Genomic DNA, 15563 nt, shown 5'->3' with positions numbered 1-15563 from the left:
TGCCCCGGGGCATCCCTGCCCCCTGGCTGACTTACAGTTTGGCGTTCTGAAGGGCTGCGATCCGTTCTTCCAGGGGAGGGTGGGTCATAAACAGGGCCCCGAGTCCGCCACGAGCCCCCCGGTTGATACCGAATGCCTGCAGGCTATCCGGCATTTGATCCGGTACCTCGCTTTCCTGCTTGAGGCGCTGGAGCGCGTGGATCATGGAAGCGCGACCCGCCAACTGGGCGCCGGCAATATCCGCCCGGTACTCCCGGCGACGCGAGAACCAGAATACGATGGTGCTGGCGAGAATTCCGAGGACCAGTTCCGCCGCTATGCTTACCACAAGAAAGACGAGGCCGTGCCCCTGCTCATTGCGGAAGACGACCCGGTCGACAAAAGATCCGATCACCCGCGATGCGAAAATCACGAAGGTGTTCACCACGCCCTGAATCAGGGTGAGTGTCACCATGTCGCCGTTCGCCACGTGGCCGAGCTCGTGACCCAGCACCGCACGAATCTCATCCTTGTTGAATCGCTCCAGCAGCCCCTGACTCACCGCCACCAGAGCGTCGTTCCGGTTCCAGCCGGTGGCGAAGGCATTGGACTGCGAGGCGGGAAAAATGGCCACCTCGGGCATCTTGATGCCGGCCTTGCCGGAAAGGTCCGCGACCGTCTCCATCAGCCAGCGCTCTGCCGGCGTCCGGGGGGATTCAATCACCTGCGCACGCGTGCTCCATTTCGCCATCGGTTTGGAAATGAGAAGCGATATGAAGGCACCGGCAAAGCCGAAGACAGCTGCAAACGCCAGCAGAGAGCCGTAGTCGATCCCATTTTGCGCCAGGTAACTGTCCACACCCAGCAATCGCAAAGTAAAGCTCGCAACCAGAATGACCGCGAGGTTGGTCGCCAGAAACAGCAGTATTCGCATGTTAATTCCCTGATCTTCCAGTCAAAGAAATAATTCACCCATCTGACCGCTATATGCGGCCCGGGTTCAGGCGTTCAACAGCATTACAGCGATTTAATGAATCAGGCGTCGGCAAAGAAGGTTGCCTGGACAATCTGGCTGATCCGGGCGGAGTGCCCCGATCTGAGGGATTCCCGGATCAGGTGGATATAGGTGGACAGATCGCGGCGGACAGATTGGGGCAATGCCTGATCCTCACCACGCCCGACACCGGCGGCATCAACCAGGGCCGTTGGTGCCGGGGCACTCAGGCGGATAAAGGCCTGGCGGGTCAGGACGGCCTGGTCGAGCGCTTCCTGACGGATCGTGTCGACATAGCGAATCAGGCCCTCTTCCTCCAGCCATAGCAAGGCACCGAAGCAGGCCATATGGCGCTTGCTGTGCAGTCCGAATTCGTCCGGTTCGTCGGGGCCCGCGATGTCCTCCACAAACAGATTGATCCGGCGGGGGAAAACGCTGTAGAGCTGGGCCAGTGCGATTGCAGCGTCCCGGTAGAATTCTTCTATGTGAATGTCTGCCATGATGCTCCCGGTTACTGCTGGTATTTTTCCAGGAAATTCCCCAACCGGCCCATTGCGTCGCGCAGGGTGTCGGCCCGGGGCAGGAAAACCACCCGTAGATGCTGTTTGTCATCAATGTTGAAGGCGGATCCCTGGACGAGCAGGATTTTTTCCTGCAGGAGCAGGTCGAGGACCAGCTTTTCGTCATTCACGATGGGGAAATGTTTCGGGTCCAGTTTCGGAAACAGGTAGAGGGCGCCTTTGGGTTTGACGCAACTCACTCCGGGAATATCGTTCAGCATCCGCCAGGCCGTTTCCCTTTGTTCGAACAGACGTCCTTCAGGGGCGACCAGGTCGTTGATTGACTGATAGCCGCCCAGGGCCGTCTGGATGGCCAGTTGGGCCGGGACATTGGCGCACAGCCGCATGTTGGACAGCATTTCAATGCCTTCGATAAAGTCCGTAGCCCGATGCTTGGCGCCGCTGATGATCATCCAGCCCGACCGGTAACCCGCAGCGCGGTAATTCTTCGACAGCCCGTTGTAGGTCAGGAACAGGACGTCATCGGCCAGTGAGGCGGTGGATACGTGCTCGGTGCCGTCGTACAGGATCTTGTCGTAGATTTCGTCGGACAGGACGATGAGGTTGTGCTGACGCGCCAGCTCAATGACCTGTTCCAGCAATTCGGTCGAATACACCGCCCCCGTCGGATTGTTGGGGTTGATCAGGACAATCGCTTTTGTCCGGCGGGTGATTTTCTTGCGGATATCGTCAATGTCCGGAAACCAGTCCTGCTCCTCATCGCAGCGGTAATGCACCGGCTTGCCACTGGAAAGGGTAACCGCCGCGGTCCACAGGGGGTAATCCGGGGCCGGGATGAGAACTTCATCGCCAGTATTCAACAGGGCCTGCATGGACATGACGATGAGTTCACTGACGCCGTTACCGAGGTAGATGTCATCGATATCGACCTTGTCGATGCCGCGTTGCTGGCAATAGTGCATCACTGCCTTTCGGGCCGAGAAAAGCCCTTTGGACTCCACGTAGCCCTGGGCCTGGTGCATGTTGTAGATGACGTCCTGCTGAATCTCTTCCGGAACATCCAGTTCGAACGCCGCCGGGTTGCCGATGTTGAGTTTCAGGACCCGATGGCCTTCTTCCTCCAGACGACGCGCCTCACGCAGAACCACCCCCCGAATTTCATAGCAGACGTTATCGAGCTTGGCGGACTTGTAGTAGTTCTGCATGGGACTGGATTTCCTTCGGTCTCTGACGGATGAATGCCTTTGTGGTAAGGGCTGTCGTTATTCTAGCGGAGCAGGGTGGTGCTTCAACAGGGGAATTGTGATGAATTATGGCGGTAAATGGATACCTTAGCGCAGTAAATTCACGCCGATTGTCCGAGATGTGACCGAGTGGCCTGTTGAGCGCTGTCTTTTTCATTCGTTATGTGCAAAATTATATTGTGCACAAGATAAATGCGAGACAGGAGCCTATCGAATGACGAAGCCGAGTATTTATGACTTTTCCGCCCGGGATATCCAGGGCAATGAACGGAGTCTGTCCGAGTTCCGGGGCAAGGTGCTCCTGATAGTGAACACGGCCAGCAAATGTGGCTTTACGCCGCAGTTCGAGGGTTTGCAATCGCTGTATGAATCGCTTCGGGACCGGGGGCTGGAGGTGCTGGGATTTCCCTGCAACCAGTTCATGAATCAGGATCCCGAAGATGAGTCGGCCATCAGCCAGTTTTGCAGCCTCAACTACGGCGTCGACTTCCCGATGTTTGCCAAGATCGAGGTCAATGGCGATAACGCTCACCCCCTGTATCAGTTCCTGAAACACGAGGCCAAGGGCTTAATGGGGTCTGAACAGGTAAAATGGAACTTTACGAAATTCCTGGTTGGCCCGGATGGCAACGTCGTCCGTCGTTATCCGCCGACGACCAAGCCAGAGGCAATCCGGAAGGATATCGAAGCGCTGCTATGAATGAGCCAGACTCTTCCGGGATACTGAACCTGGACAACCAGATCTGCTTTGCTCTGTATGCGGCGAATCGAGCGGTGACTGCCCGGTATCGGCCAATTCTGGACCAGCTTGGAATTACCTACCCCCAGTATCTGGTGATGCTGGTCCTTTGGGAGCACGCCAGGCAAGGTCAGGTCACGCACGTGTCCGATCTCGGGCGCCGTTTACGACTCGACTCAGGTACTCTGACGCCGCTTCTGAAGCGATTATCTGAGCGTGGGTTATTGTCCCGTTCCCGGGACCCCGGCGACGAACGCAGCGTCATCATATCGCTGACGGATGCAGGCCTGGCCCTTGAGGATCAGGCCAGGGATGTTCCGGCCAGGTTGCTGTGCGACCTGAATCTGCCACCCGAGCGTCTGGGTGCGCTCAGGGATGAGCTCAGGGCTGTTCTGGAGATGCTGGAGGCGGGTTCGGCGCCCAACGCTCGATCATCGCTCTGAGCTGTTCCCGGTTATAGGGCTTGGTGATGTAATCGTTCATGCCAGCGGCAATGCAGCTTTCCCTGTCGCCCTGCATGACGTTGGCGGTAACGGCAATGATGGGAAGCCCGTCATAGGCCGGGTTCTGACGAATCCGGCGTGTGGTCTCGTAACCGTCCATGACCGGCATCTGACAGTCCATTAGAACCAGGTCGTAGCGGTGGCTTTCCAGGGCGTCCAGGGCGCGTTCGCCGTTCTCGGCCTGATCAACCCGGTGGCCCAGCTTTTTCAGCAGACTGGTGGCGACCATCTGGTTTACCTCGTTGTCTTCCACCAGCAGGATGGACAGGGGCCGGACGGGCTGAAGTGGCGGAGTGTCCGCCTGGTGTCCGGGGGATTCCCCAATCTCGATCCCGGCTGCCTGGCAGAGCCGTTGGAAGAGCTCGTCACGGCGCATGGGCAGCGACAATAACGGGTATCGGGTATGTCGGGACACCTGGTTGATCTGGGTGCCGGCAATGACCACACCGGTTCCGGACCAGTTGTCCGCATAGGCGAGCGATTCAGCATCATCGCCATCAATGGCAATCAGGAGGATCCCTTCCGGGTGGCGGCTCGCGCCCCGCACCGGGATATGCCAGGCGCGCAGTTGGCTTTCAAGTGCGGGTCGGTGGGGGTAGCTGGTCGGAATGGCCAGGGCGACTCCGATGTCCCGTAAAGCCTCCATCGCGTTGTCGGAGAGGATGCTGGCTTCTTCGGTTTCGTGGATCGGGAAGGGCAGCGTCACCGTAAAGTGCGTGCCGGTCCCTTCGCTTGAATCCACCAGTATCTGACCGTGCATCCGTTCCACGAGCTGACGGCACAACGTCAGGCCCAGACCGGTTCCGCCGTAGCGCCGGGTGGTGTCGGAATCGGCCTGGGAAAACGCTGAGAAGATCCGGTGAAGCCCCTGTTTCGACATCCCGATACCGGTATCGATCACTTCAAGCCGGAAACTGCCCGCGGAATAGCTTGCCTTGACCCGCACGAGACCCTTATCGGTAAATTTTATTGCGTTGCTGATCAGGTTGTTGAGGATCTGTCGCGTTCGCGTCGGGTCTCCCAGGAACTGTTCCGGCAAATCCGGATCGACCTCGGTGACCAGATCGATCCCCTTTCGCCGGGCCTGCTGTGCATGGAGGGTGGCGCACTCCTCGATGAGATGACGCAGGCTGAAGGGAATGTTCTCGAGGTCCAGCTTGCCCGCTTCGACCTTGGATATGTCGAGTATGTCGTTGAGCAGGTTCATCAGGCTTTCGCCGGCATTGAGCGCGATCTCTATGCGATTGCGTTGTACCGGGTCGAGCTCGCCCTCGACGGCCAGACCGAGCATGCCCAGCAGGCCATTGAGCGGTGTGCGGATTTCGTGGCTCATGCTGGCCAGGAAGTTGGCACGACCTTTGGCCCGGCGAACCGCGTCCTCCTTGGCCCGGACAAGGGCGTTGTTGCCCCGTTGCAGTGCGGAGTTCTTCTCGGAAATTTCTCGGGTTCGATCCGCAACTTCCTGCTCCAGCTGGCTGGAATAATTCTTCATGGCGCTTTCGGCAGAGCGCAGTTGAACGAGGCTGGAGTCAATCGCCTCCAGGTGTTGATTGATGATGCCCACCATGGTCCCGATCTCATCCTCCCCGTGTCCCGCTGGTACCGGAGGCCGGATTTTCTCGGGGGAATTGGCCGTCACACGGCTGAGAGCTCCGATAACGTTCAGCATCGGGCGGGTCAGAACTACGTAGAAGATCGCAAGCAGGGCAGCCGACAGAGCCAGACTTTTCAGCAGCCCGCTGACCAGGGTGTAAAGGCTTCGTTCCAGGAACTGGAGCCCGTAATGGTAGGTATCAATGGTGACAACGAGGCGCCCGAGGGGCAGATCCTGAAGCTGTTTCACGTGGAGTTCGGACGAAAAGGTCAGGCTCTCACCAAACAGCAGATCGCTCAGCCAGCGATAGGGCGATGACAGGCTGCTCTGGCTGGCGGCCGCCATGGTCAGGCCTTCGCTGTCTATAATGCGGGCGTCGATCGTGGCCGGGTGGCGCAAAAGCCCGTCAAGCAGCTCTTCTGCGAGTCGTACGTCTATGTTGTAGGCGATCTGGGACGCGGGGCTCTGGCTGATTTCCATCAACGCGTGAACTTCGGACTCCATCGATTCGCGGGCACTGAAGTAGTCGAGGGTGATCTGGATCAGGTTCAGCACCAGGCCGACCGCCATGGCGACCAGAACGGTGTCCCGGGTCAGTCGGTAAGAGAGTCTTTTCCGGAACCAGTTACTCACTGCTTTCTGACTTCCCTGTTGCTGTCTGAAGGCAGTGCCTGCACCGCCGGACGCTCAATCGTCGTAGTCCGCTTTCTTCTTCCACTCGGTGTCGTGAAGGAAGTTGTCCCATTCCCGATCCAGCTTGGAGTGGGACTCTGCGCTGCTGTCCACACCATCTGCACTCATTGCCTCAAGCTCCTTGATCCGCGTGCGGAAGCTCTTGACGGCTTTCATGGCGAGAGGGTTGTCCTTGGACTTGCCCATTTCCGTGCTGGCGAGATGATAAGCGTGGATCGCCTTGCGGATCTGGTTCTGGCGCACAAAATCGCGGGCCTGGAAAACGTGGAGGTCCGCATGGGTCTTGTGGACGAGGAACAGCACGTATTTGAGATTTTTCTTGGCGGTAGACGTATTGATGTTGCCGCTTTTGTGCATCCCTTCAATCATCTTGAAGAGGTTCTGGAGGAGTTCTTTGACGTAATTGGACTTGTCCGGAGAGTCAATCTTGACCGGGGGGCGGGAATCCTTGTTCTCCATAACGGCTTTCTTGGTCTGGAGTACGCCATTGCGCCATTGCTGGACCGGGAGGTTGGATTTCAGCGATGCCAGCTCGTTGCAGGCTTCCTCCATGCGCTTGAGAATGAGCAGCTTGAGGTCCGGGGTGAGGTACTGGCCCGGGATTTCGGTGAGCAGACGGTTGGCCCGATTGTAGGCGTCTTCCTGGGCCGTGATTTTCCTGGCACGCTCTATTCGGGCCTTTTCACGCATCTGGCTCAGAACGATGATCGCTATCGAGACGGTCACAATGCCCGCCAGTAAAAGAACGACTGTTATGGTATTCATGATGTCAGCGTGGACTCCGGCTTCGGGAACTGTCGGTGACTGGCGTGAAGAACCGGCCACAACTTGCCGATATTATTCAACAATCAGACTAGCAGAAATAGCCATTCGAATCCGTTTTGAAATGTGAAAGTTCGCTTCATTCATTTCGTGAATCTTTAAAATGGCGTATATTGGTTTGGTGAATGTAACGTTTTGGCAGTCTGATTGCCACTATCTTCAGGGAGGCAGCTGTGGATCTTTCCCGAGTCGATCTCAATCTTCTGGTTTACCTGGATGTTCTGCTCCGGGAGCGCAATGTCACCAAGGCGGCCAACCATCTCGGGATTACCCAGCCTGCCATGAGTAATGGCCTTCGGCGGCTTCGGGATCTGTTCGCCGATCCCCTGCTGGTCAGAACCAGTGAGGGGATGACCGCCACCGAACGTGCCCGGGAGTTACAGCCGATGGTACGGGGGATTCTGTCGGATATCGAACAGACGGTTCAGGAGAAAACGCCCTTTTCAGCCATGGAGAGCCATCGGGTTTTCCGGATCATGGCCAGTGATTATGCCGAATCCTGCCTGATGCCCCGGGTGCTTCGCCGGATTCGTCAGGAAGCTCCGAATGTCACGCTGGATGTACTCACCCCCAGTGACGTGAGTTTCCTGGATGTGGAGCAGGGCCGGCTGGATATGGCCATCAACCGGTTTGACAAGATTCCCCAGTCGTTCCATCAGAAAACCCTCTGGGCCGAATACTTTGCCTGCCTGATGAACGTCCGGAATCCGATTCTCAAAGAGCCTTTCACACTGGATACCTACCTGGACGCCAGCCATATCTGGGTCAGTAAAACCGGCTTTGGGGTTGGCGTCGGGGTCAATCCGAAGGATGTCCAGAGACTGGGCTGGGTCGACGAGGCGCTGTCCAGGATGGGGCGGAAGCGGCAGATTTCCGTGTTTACCCGTCATTATCAGGTGGCGATGCTGCTCGCCGAGCAGCACGACCTGATTGCAACGCTGCCGTCACGGGCGGCATGGCTGCAGAAAGATAACCCCAACCTGGTGGTCAAGGTGCCACCGTTTGAAATTCCGCCCTTCGAGCTGAAAATGGCCTGGAGCCCGTTACTCCAGCACAACACCGATCACCAGTGGTTGCGGAAACTGATCGCGGAAGTTGCGGAAGAGGTGGATGCGGAGTTTGCGGATTTCGGGGCCCGTTTTGAAGCATCGGACCTGCCTCAGGTCCGTTCCTCAGAGCGGTAATTCCCGCAGTTCCAGTGAGCTCCGGCCGGCGTCCCACATCCTCTGGAAGCTTTCAGAAAGCAGTTTGACCCTGCCGCCGTCGGCAAATTTGCCAAACCCTTCCGGCTTGTAGAAATCGTGCCGATACAGCACGCCTTCGCGATCGACCAGCATGAACGGCTGGTCTTCCAGCGGATAGTCATCGTTGGTCAGGCGCAGCTCGATACGGCTCGGCAGTCGACGCATCAGTTCCACCAGTTTGTGGCGACGCTTGACCAGGGGTTTGTCATCGTGAATCAACAGCCGCACTTCGCTGAGTCTGTGACCGCGTGCCAGCGCAGAGATCAGTTCCCGGAAGCGGCTTCGGTCGTAAAGATCGTGTTCCAGGAGCCGATCGTAAAGCCATAACCGTTGCCTGGCCTGGCCTGCGAGTGCATCCATCAGGGCGAGCATGCGCCCTTCGGTATCGAACAGCCAGCTGGTCTGGTCTACCCCAAGGATGGCGGGATATGCGTTATCGGGCAGCGCCTCCATGGCCAGCCTGGGGCCCAGGCAGCGCATGTCGTAGTGGGGAATGCCTGCGTCATCGTAGACATCCGAACAGACGTGAAAGCCCGACCGGCGATAGAAGGGGACGGCGTGTTCCTGGGCTGAAAGACGCAATTCGCCAAACTGGGGTGCGGCCTCCGCCATCAGGTGCCGAAGCAGCGCCTCGCCAAACCCTTTGCCCCGGTGTTCCGGCAGGATGGCCATGCGGCCGATATGGCCGGTTTCATCCAGGGCCGGGAAAAGGCGCGCGACGCCGATCGGCGTGTTGTCCGGTAGCACTGCCAGGTAATGATCCGCGATCTCGTCGGTGTCGTCCCACTCCAGCTCCGGGGGTACGTTCTGTTCGTCGATAAAAACCTTCTGACGAATGTCCCGGAGCTGACCGGGCGCCAGCTGCCAGCTGTACTTTCGGAACCGGATGGTCATAGCACTCCTATTCGAAATAGACGGATCCCTGATTGTAGAGCCTGGTGAGAAGTCCGAGCAGGGCGGGATCCTCTGTCAGAGGTCTCAACGCGCCCATGTCGATTCGTGCGCCGGCACAAAGGAGGGGGGCAATCGGGCGCGCATCTCCCCGGAGAAGATATTGTTCGCCGTCCACGAAAAGTGCGGTTTCTTCCCCCAGCTCATGGTAGGCAAAGCGTGACCCCTCGTTCCACCGGAGTGATTCGCCGGCCCGGATGGCTTCAGCGAGATCTTCTTCGGCCGCAGGTTCTTCTGCCGATACGACAATGTCCAGGCTCTTGGGTGCCGTTGCATATTGCCCGAACCAGAGCGCCAGCTGCCTCCGGTCTTCCAGTTTTGCGCGAAGGACCCGGTCGAGCCGATCAATCACGTCCGGGGCAATCGTGCCCGGATTGGCCTGAACCTGCAGGTCCGGGTCGTTCAGGTGATCATCCGCATCGGACTTGCTGCACAGAAAATCCGTGAAACCGGTCAACAGGTCGTCGACGGTCGGTGCCCGAAAGCCCACCGACAGGGTAATGCAGTCGTCCTGCGCTATGCCGTGGTGTCCGATGCCGGGGGGGAGATACAGCATGTCTCCGGGAGCCAGGGTGACCGTTTCCTCGCCGTCCCAGCCGCTGAGAATACGCAGGGGCGTTCCCTCAATCCGTGCGGAGGTATGGTCGCAATGACCACCAAAGGTCCACTCGCGATGGCCTTCGGCCTGGAGCAGAAAGACGTCGTACTGGTCGTAATGGGGGCCAACGCTGCCGCCCCGGGGGGCATAGCTCGCCATGATGTCGTCGAGGCGCCAGTTCGGAATGAACCGGAAATGCTCAAGCAGATCGGCAATCTCCGGAACCCAGTGATCCAGCCCCTGGATCAGGAGCGTCCAGTCCTGTTCGGGCAGGGCCTCGAAACGGTCGGCGGTGAATGGCCCATTGTGAAGCTGCCATGGTTTGCCGTTATCGTTCTCGATTACAATCCGGGACTCGACGCCCTCTTCGCAGGCCAGTCCGGCGAGCTCATCGGCGCTGACGGGGCACTTGAAGCCGGGAAAGGCCTGACGGATGACCAAAGGCTTTTTCTGCCAGTAGTCCCGCAGAAACTCGGAGGGTGTCAGTCCGCCCAGCATGTCCATGGTGTGCTCCTGTCTTCAGATGTTGCGCGCCTGCCCGGCGGCATTACCGATGTAGCTGCCCGGTGTGAGGGCCATCAGTTCCGCCTTGGCTGCGTCCGGGATGTCGAGTGTCTCGACAAAATTCTTGATGACTTCCGGCGTCATTGCCTTGCCACGGGTCAACGCTTTGAGTTTTTCATAGGGCTTTTCGATGTTGTAGCGGCGCATCACGGTCTGGATCGGTTCTGCCAGGACTTCCCAGGCATGGTCCAGATCCTCGTTCAGGCGGGCCGGATTGAGTTCCAGCTTGCTCAGTCCTTTCAGGGTCGCCTCATAGGCGATCAGGCTGTGCGCGAAGCCTACGCCCAGATTGCGGAGGACGGTGGAGTCGGTCAGGTCGCGCTGCCAACGGGAAATGGGCAATTTGGCGGCCAGGTGATCGAACAGTGCATTGGCAATGCCCAGATTGCCCTCGGAGTTTTCGAAATCGATGGGGTTGACCTTGTGCGGCATGGTCGACGAGCCGACTTCGCCTTCGACGGTCTTCTGCTTGAAATAGCCGAGGGAAATGTAGCCCCACACGTCCCGGTCCAGATCGATCAGGATGGTGTTGAAACGGGCGATGGTGTCGTAGAGCTCGGCGATGTAGTCATGCGGCTCGATCTGGGTGGTATACGGGTTCCAGTTCAGGCCCAGGCTTTCGATGAACGACCGGGCATTCTCAGCCCAGTCCACATTTGGATACGCAGAGAGATGAGCATTGTAGTTGCCCACTGCACCGTTGATCTTGCCCAGCAGTTCGATCTGGCGAATCTGCTCGAGCTGGCGACGCAGACGGAAGACGACATTGGCGAATTCCTTGCCGACTGTGGTCGGAGAGGCGGTCTGCCCATGGGTGCGGGACAGCATGGGCTGATCGGCATGCTCCCGGGCCAGTTCGGCCAGTTTGTCGATGACGCGCTCCATGGCCGGCAGCAGGCCGTGATCCAGTCCTTCCCGAAGCATGAGTGCGTGGGAGAGGTTGTTGATATCTTCGGACGTGCACGCAAAGTGGACAAACTCGGTGACGGCGTGCAGCTCGGGCATGCCGGCAATCTTCTCCTTGATGAAGTACTCCACTGCCTTGACGTCGTGATTCGTGGTCCGTTCGATTTCCTTGATGCGTTCGGCATCGCTCAGGCTGAACTCACTGACCATCGTGTCGAGGAATTGATTGGCTTCTTCGGAAAAAGACGGCACTTCGGCAATCCCGGGGTGGGCGGCCAGTTTCTGGAGCCACCGGATTTCGACGGTCACGCGGTTACGGATAAGGCCGTATTCACTGAAAATGCTGCGGAATACACTGACTTTGCTGCCATAGCGTCCGTCGACGGGGGAAATAGCCGTCAGGGCGGTGAGTTCCATCGAAAACCTCTCAAGTGATCAAAGAATCGAAACAAACGGAAATTAGGCCGCCCATGATACACCAGGCCGGGACGGGAATCAGCGTTAAACCGGGCAGGATTAAGGCAACTGGCGTGACTGCTCGGCCAGTTCCCGGGCGTGCTGTATGATTTTTCGGCGTACGAACAGCAGTTGCCAGCGACGGCCCCCACTCTGATGCCACAGGACGGCGGAACGAATCCCCGCAAGCAGGAGTGCACGCACTTTGGCAGCGTTCTCTTCCCGTTGGAGCACGGTCGGATTGCCGGTTACCTGAATCCTTTGGCGGAAGGTACTGATGGTATCGGTATAGACGGACGCCAGGTTACTGATGAGGTTGGGGTGGGTATAACCGAAATGACTGGCGGTATGACGGGCCTGATCGATACGGCTGCCGATGACGTCCAGCATGTCCCGATGGCGCCGGAGCTTGGCCTCCAGGTGGACGAGGTTAAGCGTGTACCGGAGAATTTCCACATCTTCCGGCTTGCTCTGCTGGCCCATGATGGCCGCCAGCGTCTCGAGGCCCTCCCGTATGTCCGTCAGTTCGCCACCGAATACGTCGAGCGTGCTATCCGGATTGGTTGCGAACAGCGAACGGATCGAGGTTTCAAGACTGGCTTCGCTGCACTGACCCCGATGGGCAATCTGTTGCACCAGCGCAGCGGCCTGGAACAGGCCGGCCAGGGCCAGGGTCTGATCGTGAAGGGATCGACTCATGCGCTCATTCCATGGCGTGCCGATGTGTCAGCCCGCTCGGGCACTGCTTGGTCGTCTCTCCAGGTCTCCTCGATGACGCCCCCGCCAAGGCAGACTTCGCCGTCGTAGAAAACCACCGACTGGCCCGGTGTCACGGCCCTTTGTGGGTCGTCGAAAATCACCTTGACGCCCCCGTCGGCCAGGAGTGTCACCTCGCAGTCCTGATCGGGTTGGCGATAACGGGTTTTGGCCTTGCACCGGAAATGACGGGCGGGCGCCTCTCCGGCAACCCAGTCGATCGCGGCGGAGATCAGTCCGCGGGCAAACAGCAGCGGATGCTGTTTGCCCTGGACGGCAATCAGGACGTTCCGATGAAGATCTTTCTCTGCGACATACCACGGTTCATCACCGAATTCGCTCAGGCCGCCAATGCCCAGGCCCTGACGCTGCCCGATGGTGTGGTACATCAGGCCCTGGTGCCGACCGATCACCTGACCCTCGGGCGTTTCGATGTCGCCCGGTTGCGCGGGCAGATACTGCTTCAGGAAGTCGCGGAACTTGCGTTCGCCGATAAAGCAGATGCCGGTGGAGTCTTTCTTGTCGTGAGTGACAAAGCCCTGTTGTTCAGCGATGCGCCGGACCTCCGGCTTTTCCAGTTCGCCGACCGGAAACAGGGTTCTGGCAATCCGTTCACCGGATACGGCATGCAGAAAATAGCTCTGGTCCTTGTTGGGATCGCGGCCTTTGAGCAACTGGGCCCTGCCGGAACCGTCGGCCAGCGGGCGCTGGCGGGCATAGTGTCCGGTGGCGATGAAATCGGCGCCAAGGGTGATGGCGTAATCGAGAAACGCCCGGAATTTTACTTCTTTATTGCACAGAATGTCCGGGTTGGGGGTTCGTCCGGCGCTGTATTCGGACAAGAAGTGTTCGAACACCCGGTCCCAGTATTCCGCCGCGAAACTGGCGGTGTGGAGCTTGATGCCAATGGCATCTGCCACGGCCTGAGCGTCGGCAAGGTCGGTCATGGCCGTACAGTACTCGGTGCCGTCGTCCTCGTCCCAGTTCTTCATGAACAGGCCTTCAACCTGGTAGCCCTGATCCTTCAGAAGCCAGGCAGCCACGGAAGAGTCGACACCACCGGACATGCCAACGATCACCCGGGTGGATTCCGGCGAGATGACTTCAGGCTTGTTGCTCATTTCAGCCCCATGTTGAATAAAAGCCGCGAGTCTAGCATTTCTGGCCCGTTACGTCTGCGCTTCGACCACCACGTCCAGCGGGTAACGGCGGCCATTTCGGTAATCTTCTATGCACTGCAGAACCAGCGGGCTGCGCAACTGATCGCCGAGTGCCCGGATGTCATCCAGCGTCAGCCAATGGGCGGCAAGGATGCCATCGTCAAGCTCGTCAGACCTGTGGTTCACCGCATCGGCGACATAGCAGAAGCGGTGGTAGGTGACACCGTTGGCCGGAGCCTTGTAGGTGTACATGCCAAGGAAGTATCGGGGTTCTATGTCCCATCCGGTCTCCTCCAGCGCCTCTCGGCGAACCGCATCCAGAATGGGCTCGTCTTCCTCGATATGGCCGGCTGGCTGGTTGAAGACGATACGGCCTGCACTGACCTCCTCAACCATGAGAAAGCGGCCTTCCGTGTCTTCGACAATGACAGCGACGGTGGCGTGTGGTGTCCAGGTCATGGGCGGGATGGCCTCCTTGAAGCGGGCTTTCTGCGACGTTTTGCCGGCGGTTTGCCGGCCGGTAAGTGAACGGTGACCGTGCGATACTGGCCTGGCGAGAGTCCGTCAAGGGTCCAGTCCCCAATACGATAGCGGATCAAACGGAGTGTGGGGAACCCGACGGCAGCGGTCATCCTGCGAACCTGTCGGTTCCGGCCCTCGGTAATGGTCAGTTCGATCCAGCTTGTGGGTACGGATTCCCGGTGCCGGACCGGTGGCGTTCGGGGCCAGACATCGGGCTCGGCCAGTCGGCGTGCATTGGCAGGCCGGGTCAGGCCGTCCTTCAGCGTGACGCCCGCCGCCAATGTTTCCAGCGCGGTGTCGGTGATGTCACCGTCAACCTGCACCCAGTAGGTCTTTGGCATCTTGTTCGTGGGAGAGGCAATGCGATGTTGCAAGGCCCCGTCGCCCGTGAGCAGGAGCAGACCTTCGGAGTCATAATCCAGCCGGCCAGCTGGGTAAATGCCGGGTACCCGGATCCAGTCTGCCAGGGTTTTTCTGGCACCACGATGACCGCCATCGGTCTGATCGGTGAACTGGCTTAGAACATGGAAGGGCTTGTTGAACAGCACGAGTTCGGACATACGGGGAATCCGGAATCCTGTGTCGCTGGCGGGTTTGAGCGCAAAGGGTACGGGATTTTCCGGAATTGGCAAGCGTTGTCGATGGTAATGAAACACCGTCGAGTCCGCTGATTTGCGGCCCCGTCAGTTGGTCTGTTGCCCGATTCCGCCGGCGGGCTTGATTCAGGCGTTTCGCCAGACGTCTCGCGCCGGGTTTGAGCGCCCGGCGACGGATAACGCAAATGAGCTCGTCAGGCGTTGACCGCTCGCTGGGACAGGTCGTCGCCGCCCCGATCCCTGGAATCGGACTTCTTCTCGCCGGTGCCGGCTCGGCCTTCGGCGGACCGTGAGGGCATCTCGTCAGGGACGATGTTGACCGCGTGAATTCCCTTATCGCTGGGCTTTTTTTCAAAAGTCACGGTCTGGCCGGCTTTAAGAGTCTTGTAGCCGTCCATCTGAACCGAAGAAAAGTGGGCAAACAGGTCGTCACTGCAGCCATCCTCGATGATGAATCCGTAACCTTTGGCATTGTTGAACCACTTAACTTTGCCTCTTGGCATGATGAACTCCCCTGTTCCTTTGCTGTCAGTTCTTATTATTCGGGTAAGTCTGCAACCCGGAGCTCCGCCAGGTCGTCGTGTTACACAGGCATTGTACATCTTTACAATATTTAACAATGCACATTAACTGTCGACCAATCGACGCTTTGAGTCAATAGTTTCTATCGACGTAATGTGTGGTTTAACGCGGTCTGGAAACGGTATCATGCCGGTATTGA

Annotated in this window: 16 protein-coding genes; 3 read left to right on the top strand and 13 right to left on the bottom strand. The window is 58.5% G+C overall.

Annotated features, from left to right (window positions below; genetic code table 11):
* Window positions 1-31 precede the first annotated feature (31 nt).
* The 3 genes from htpX to MSNKSG1_RS07420 form a co-directional block, all read right to left on the bottom strand.
* Window positions 32-913, bottom strand: a complete 882-nt coding sequence (gene htpX, locus MSNKSG1_RS07430) for a protease HtpX (RefSeq protein ID WP_008938637.1) — start codon at window positions 911-913, stop codon at window positions 32-34.
* 101 nt (window positions 914-1014) lie between these two features.
* Entirely contained in the window at window positions 1015-1473 is a 459-nt protein-coding gene (locus tag MSNKSG1_RS07425; protein ID WP_008938636.1) for a hypothetical protein, read from the bottom strand.
* A gap of 11 nt (window positions 1474-1484) precedes the next feature.
* On the bottom strand, window positions 1485-2699 hold the full coding sequence (locus tag MSNKSG1_RS07420) for a pyridoxal phosphate-dependent aminotransferase (protein WP_008938635.1): 1215 nt from the start codon (window positions 2697-2699) through the stop codon (window positions 1485-1487).
* A gap of 253 nt (window positions 2700-2952) precedes the next feature.
* Here MSNKSG1_RS07420 and MSNKSG1_RS07415 point away from each other — a divergent pair, with 253 nt between their 5' ends.
* Complete coding sequence (locus MSNKSG1_RS07415) at window positions 2953-3438, top strand: glutathione peroxidase (protein ID WP_008938634.1); 486 nt, start codon at window positions 2953-2955, stop codon at window positions 3436-3438.
* Window positions 3435-3920 (top strand): MarR family winged helix-turn-helix transcriptional regulator, encoded by a 486-nt coding sequence (locus MSNKSG1_RS18905; protein ID WP_008938633.1) that lies wholly within the window; start codon window positions 3435-3437, stop codon window positions 3918-3920. The genes MSNKSG1_RS07415 and MSNKSG1_RS18905 overlap by 4 nt, the downstream gene beginning before the upstream one ends.
* On the opposite strand, the gene MSNKSG1_RS07410 is transcribed toward MSNKSG1_RS18905, so the two are convergent.
* Entirely contained in the window at window positions 3859-6207 is a 2349-nt protein-coding gene (locus tag MSNKSG1_RS07410) for a hybrid sensor histidine kinase/response regulator (RefSeq protein WP_008938632.1), read from the bottom strand. The two genes, MSNKSG1_RS18905 and MSNKSG1_RS07410, sit on opposite strands and share 62 nt — an antisense overlap.
* A gap of 54 nt (window positions 6208-6261) precedes the next feature.
* Window positions 6262-7032: a hypothetical protein gene (locus tag MSNKSG1_RS07405; protein WP_008938631.1), complete on the bottom strand. Its 771-nt coding sequence runs from the start codon at window positions 7030-7032 to the stop codon at window positions 6262-6264.
* A gap of 230 nt (window positions 7033-7262) precedes the next feature.
* On the opposite strand from MSNKSG1_RS07405, the gene MSNKSG1_RS07400 reads away from it, so the two are divergent.
* The gene (locus MSNKSG1_RS07400; protein ID WP_008938630.1) at window positions 7263-8273 is read left to right on the top strand and encodes a LysR family transcriptional regulator; all 1011 of its coding nucleotides are present in this window, start codon (window positions 7263-7265) and stop codon (window positions 8271-8273) included.
* Here the strand turns inward: MSNKSG1_RS07400 and MSNKSG1_RS19605 are convergent.
* From MSNKSG1_RS19605 to MSNKSG1_RS19640, 8 genes are all read right to left on the bottom strand, one after another.
* Window positions 8262-9227 carry a GNAT family N-acetyltransferase gene (locus tag MSNKSG1_RS19605; RefSeq protein WP_008938629.1) on the bottom strand — a complete coding sequence of 322 codons (966 nt, stop codon included), beginning with the start codon at window positions 9225-9227 and terminating at the stop codon, window positions 8262-8264. The genes MSNKSG1_RS07400 and MSNKSG1_RS19605 overlap by 12 nt on opposite strands.
* A 7-nt stretch (window positions 9228-9234) precedes the next feature.
* On the bottom strand, window positions 9235-10386 hold the full coding sequence (locus MSNKSG1_RS07390; RefSeq protein ID WP_008938628.1) for a cupin domain-containing protein: 1152 nt from the start codon (window positions 10384-10386) through the stop codon (window positions 9235-9237).
* Window positions 10387-10401: 15 nt separating this feature from the next.
* Window positions 10402-11769 (bottom strand): adenylosuccinate lyase, encoded by a 1368-nt coding sequence (gene purB, locus MSNKSG1_RS07385; RefSeq protein ID WP_008938627.1) that lies wholly within the window; start codon window positions 11767-11769, stop codon window positions 10402-10404.
* Window positions 11770-11868: 99 nt separating this feature from the next.
* Entirely contained in the window at window positions 11869-12507 is a 639-nt protein-coding gene (gene hflD, locus MSNKSG1_RS07380; protein ID WP_008938626.1) for a high frequency lysogenization protein HflD, read from the bottom strand.
* Entirely contained in the window at window positions 12504-13685 is a 1182-nt protein-coding gene (gene mnmA / locus MSNKSG1_RS07375) for a tRNA 2-thiouridine(34) synthase MnmA (protein WP_008938625.1), read from the bottom strand. Before mnmA ends, hflD begins: the two co-directional genes overlap by 4 nt.
* A gap of 48 nt (window positions 13686-13733) precedes the next feature.
* A complete protein-coding gene (locus MSNKSG1_RS07370; RefSeq protein ID WP_008938624.1) occupies window positions 13734-14183 on the bottom strand; it encodes an NUDIX hydrolase in 450 nt (149 codons plus the stop codon).
* Window positions 14180-14806 carry a pseudouridine synthase gene (locus MSNKSG1_RS07365; protein WP_008938623.1) on the bottom strand — a complete coding sequence of 209 codons (627 nt, stop codon included), beginning with the start codon at window positions 14804-14806 and terminating at the stop codon, window positions 14180-14182. The genes MSNKSG1_RS07370 and MSNKSG1_RS07365 overlap by 4 nt, the downstream gene beginning before the upstream one ends.
* 230 nt (window positions 14807-15036) lie before the next feature.
* On the bottom strand, window positions 15037-15345 hold the full coding sequence (locus MSNKSG1_RS19640; protein WP_008938622.1) for a cold shock domain-containing protein: 309 nt from the start codon (window positions 15343-15345) through the stop codon (window positions 15037-15039).
* Window positions 15346-15563: the final 218 nt, after the last annotated feature.

Source organism: Marinobacter santoriniensis NKSG1, from assembly GCF_000347775.1.
GTDB classification, from domain to species: domain Bacteria; phylum Pseudomonadota; class Gammaproteobacteria; order Pseudomonadales; family Oleiphilaceae; genus Marinobacter; species Marinobacter santoriniensis.
Note: the sequence above shows the minus strand (reverse complement) of the source record. Positions and strands in the feature narration are given on the sequence as shown.

Coding starts and splice junctions, on each gene's coding strand:
- htpX (WP_008938637.1), bottom strand. CDS start 913: ATGCGAATACTGCTGTTTCTGGCGACCAACCTCGCGGTCATTCTGGTT.
- MSNKSG1_RS07425 (WP_008938636.1), bottom strand. CDS start 1,473: ATGGCAGACATTCACATAGAAGAATTCTACCGGGACGCTGCAATCGCA.
- MSNKSG1_RS07420 (WP_008938635.1), bottom strand. CDS start 2,699: ATGCAGAACTACTACAAGTCCGCCAAGCTCGATAACGTCTGCTATGAA.
- MSNKSG1_RS07415 (WP_008938634.1), top strand. CDS start 2,953: ATGACGAAGCCGAGTATTTATGACTTTTCCGCCCGGGATATCCAGGGC.
- MSNKSG1_RS18905 (WP_008938633.1), top strand. CDS start 3,435: ATGAATGAGCCAGACTCTTCCGGGATACTGAACCTGGACAACCAGATC.
- MSNKSG1_RS07405 (WP_008938631.1), bottom strand. CDS start 7,032: ATGAATACCATAACAGTCGTTCTTTTACTGGCGGGCATTGTGACCGTC.
- MSNKSG1_RS19605 (WP_008938629.1), bottom strand. CDS start 9,227: ATGACCATCCGGTTCCGAAAGTACAGCTGGCAGCTGGCGCCCGGTCAG.
- MSNKSG1_RS07390 (WP_008938628.1), bottom strand. CDS start 10,386: ATGGACATGCTGGGCGGACTGACACCCTCCGAGTTTCTGCGGGACTAC.
- purB (WP_008938627.1), bottom strand. CDS start 11,769: ATGGAACTCACCGCCCTGACGGCTATTTCCCCCGTCGACGGACGCTAT.
- hflD (WP_008938626.1), bottom strand. CDS start 12,507: ATGAGTCGATCCCTTCACGATCAGACCCTGGCCCTGGCCGGCCTGTTC.
- mnmA (WP_008938625.1), bottom strand. CDS start 13,685: ATGAGCAACAAGCCTGAAGTCATCTCGCCGGAATCCACCCGGGTGATC.
- MSNKSG1_RS07370 (WP_008938624.1), bottom strand. CDS start 14,183: ATGACCTGGACACCACACGCCACCGTCGCTGTCATTGTCGAAGACACG.
- MSNKSG1_RS07365 (WP_008938623.1), bottom strand. CDS start 14,806: ATGTCCGAACTCGTGCTGTTCAACAAGCCCTTCCATGTTCTAAGCCAG.
- MSNKSG1_RS19640 (WP_008938622.1), bottom strand. CDS start 15,345: ATGCCAAGAGGCAAAGTTAAGTGGTTCAACAATGCCAAAGGTTACGGA.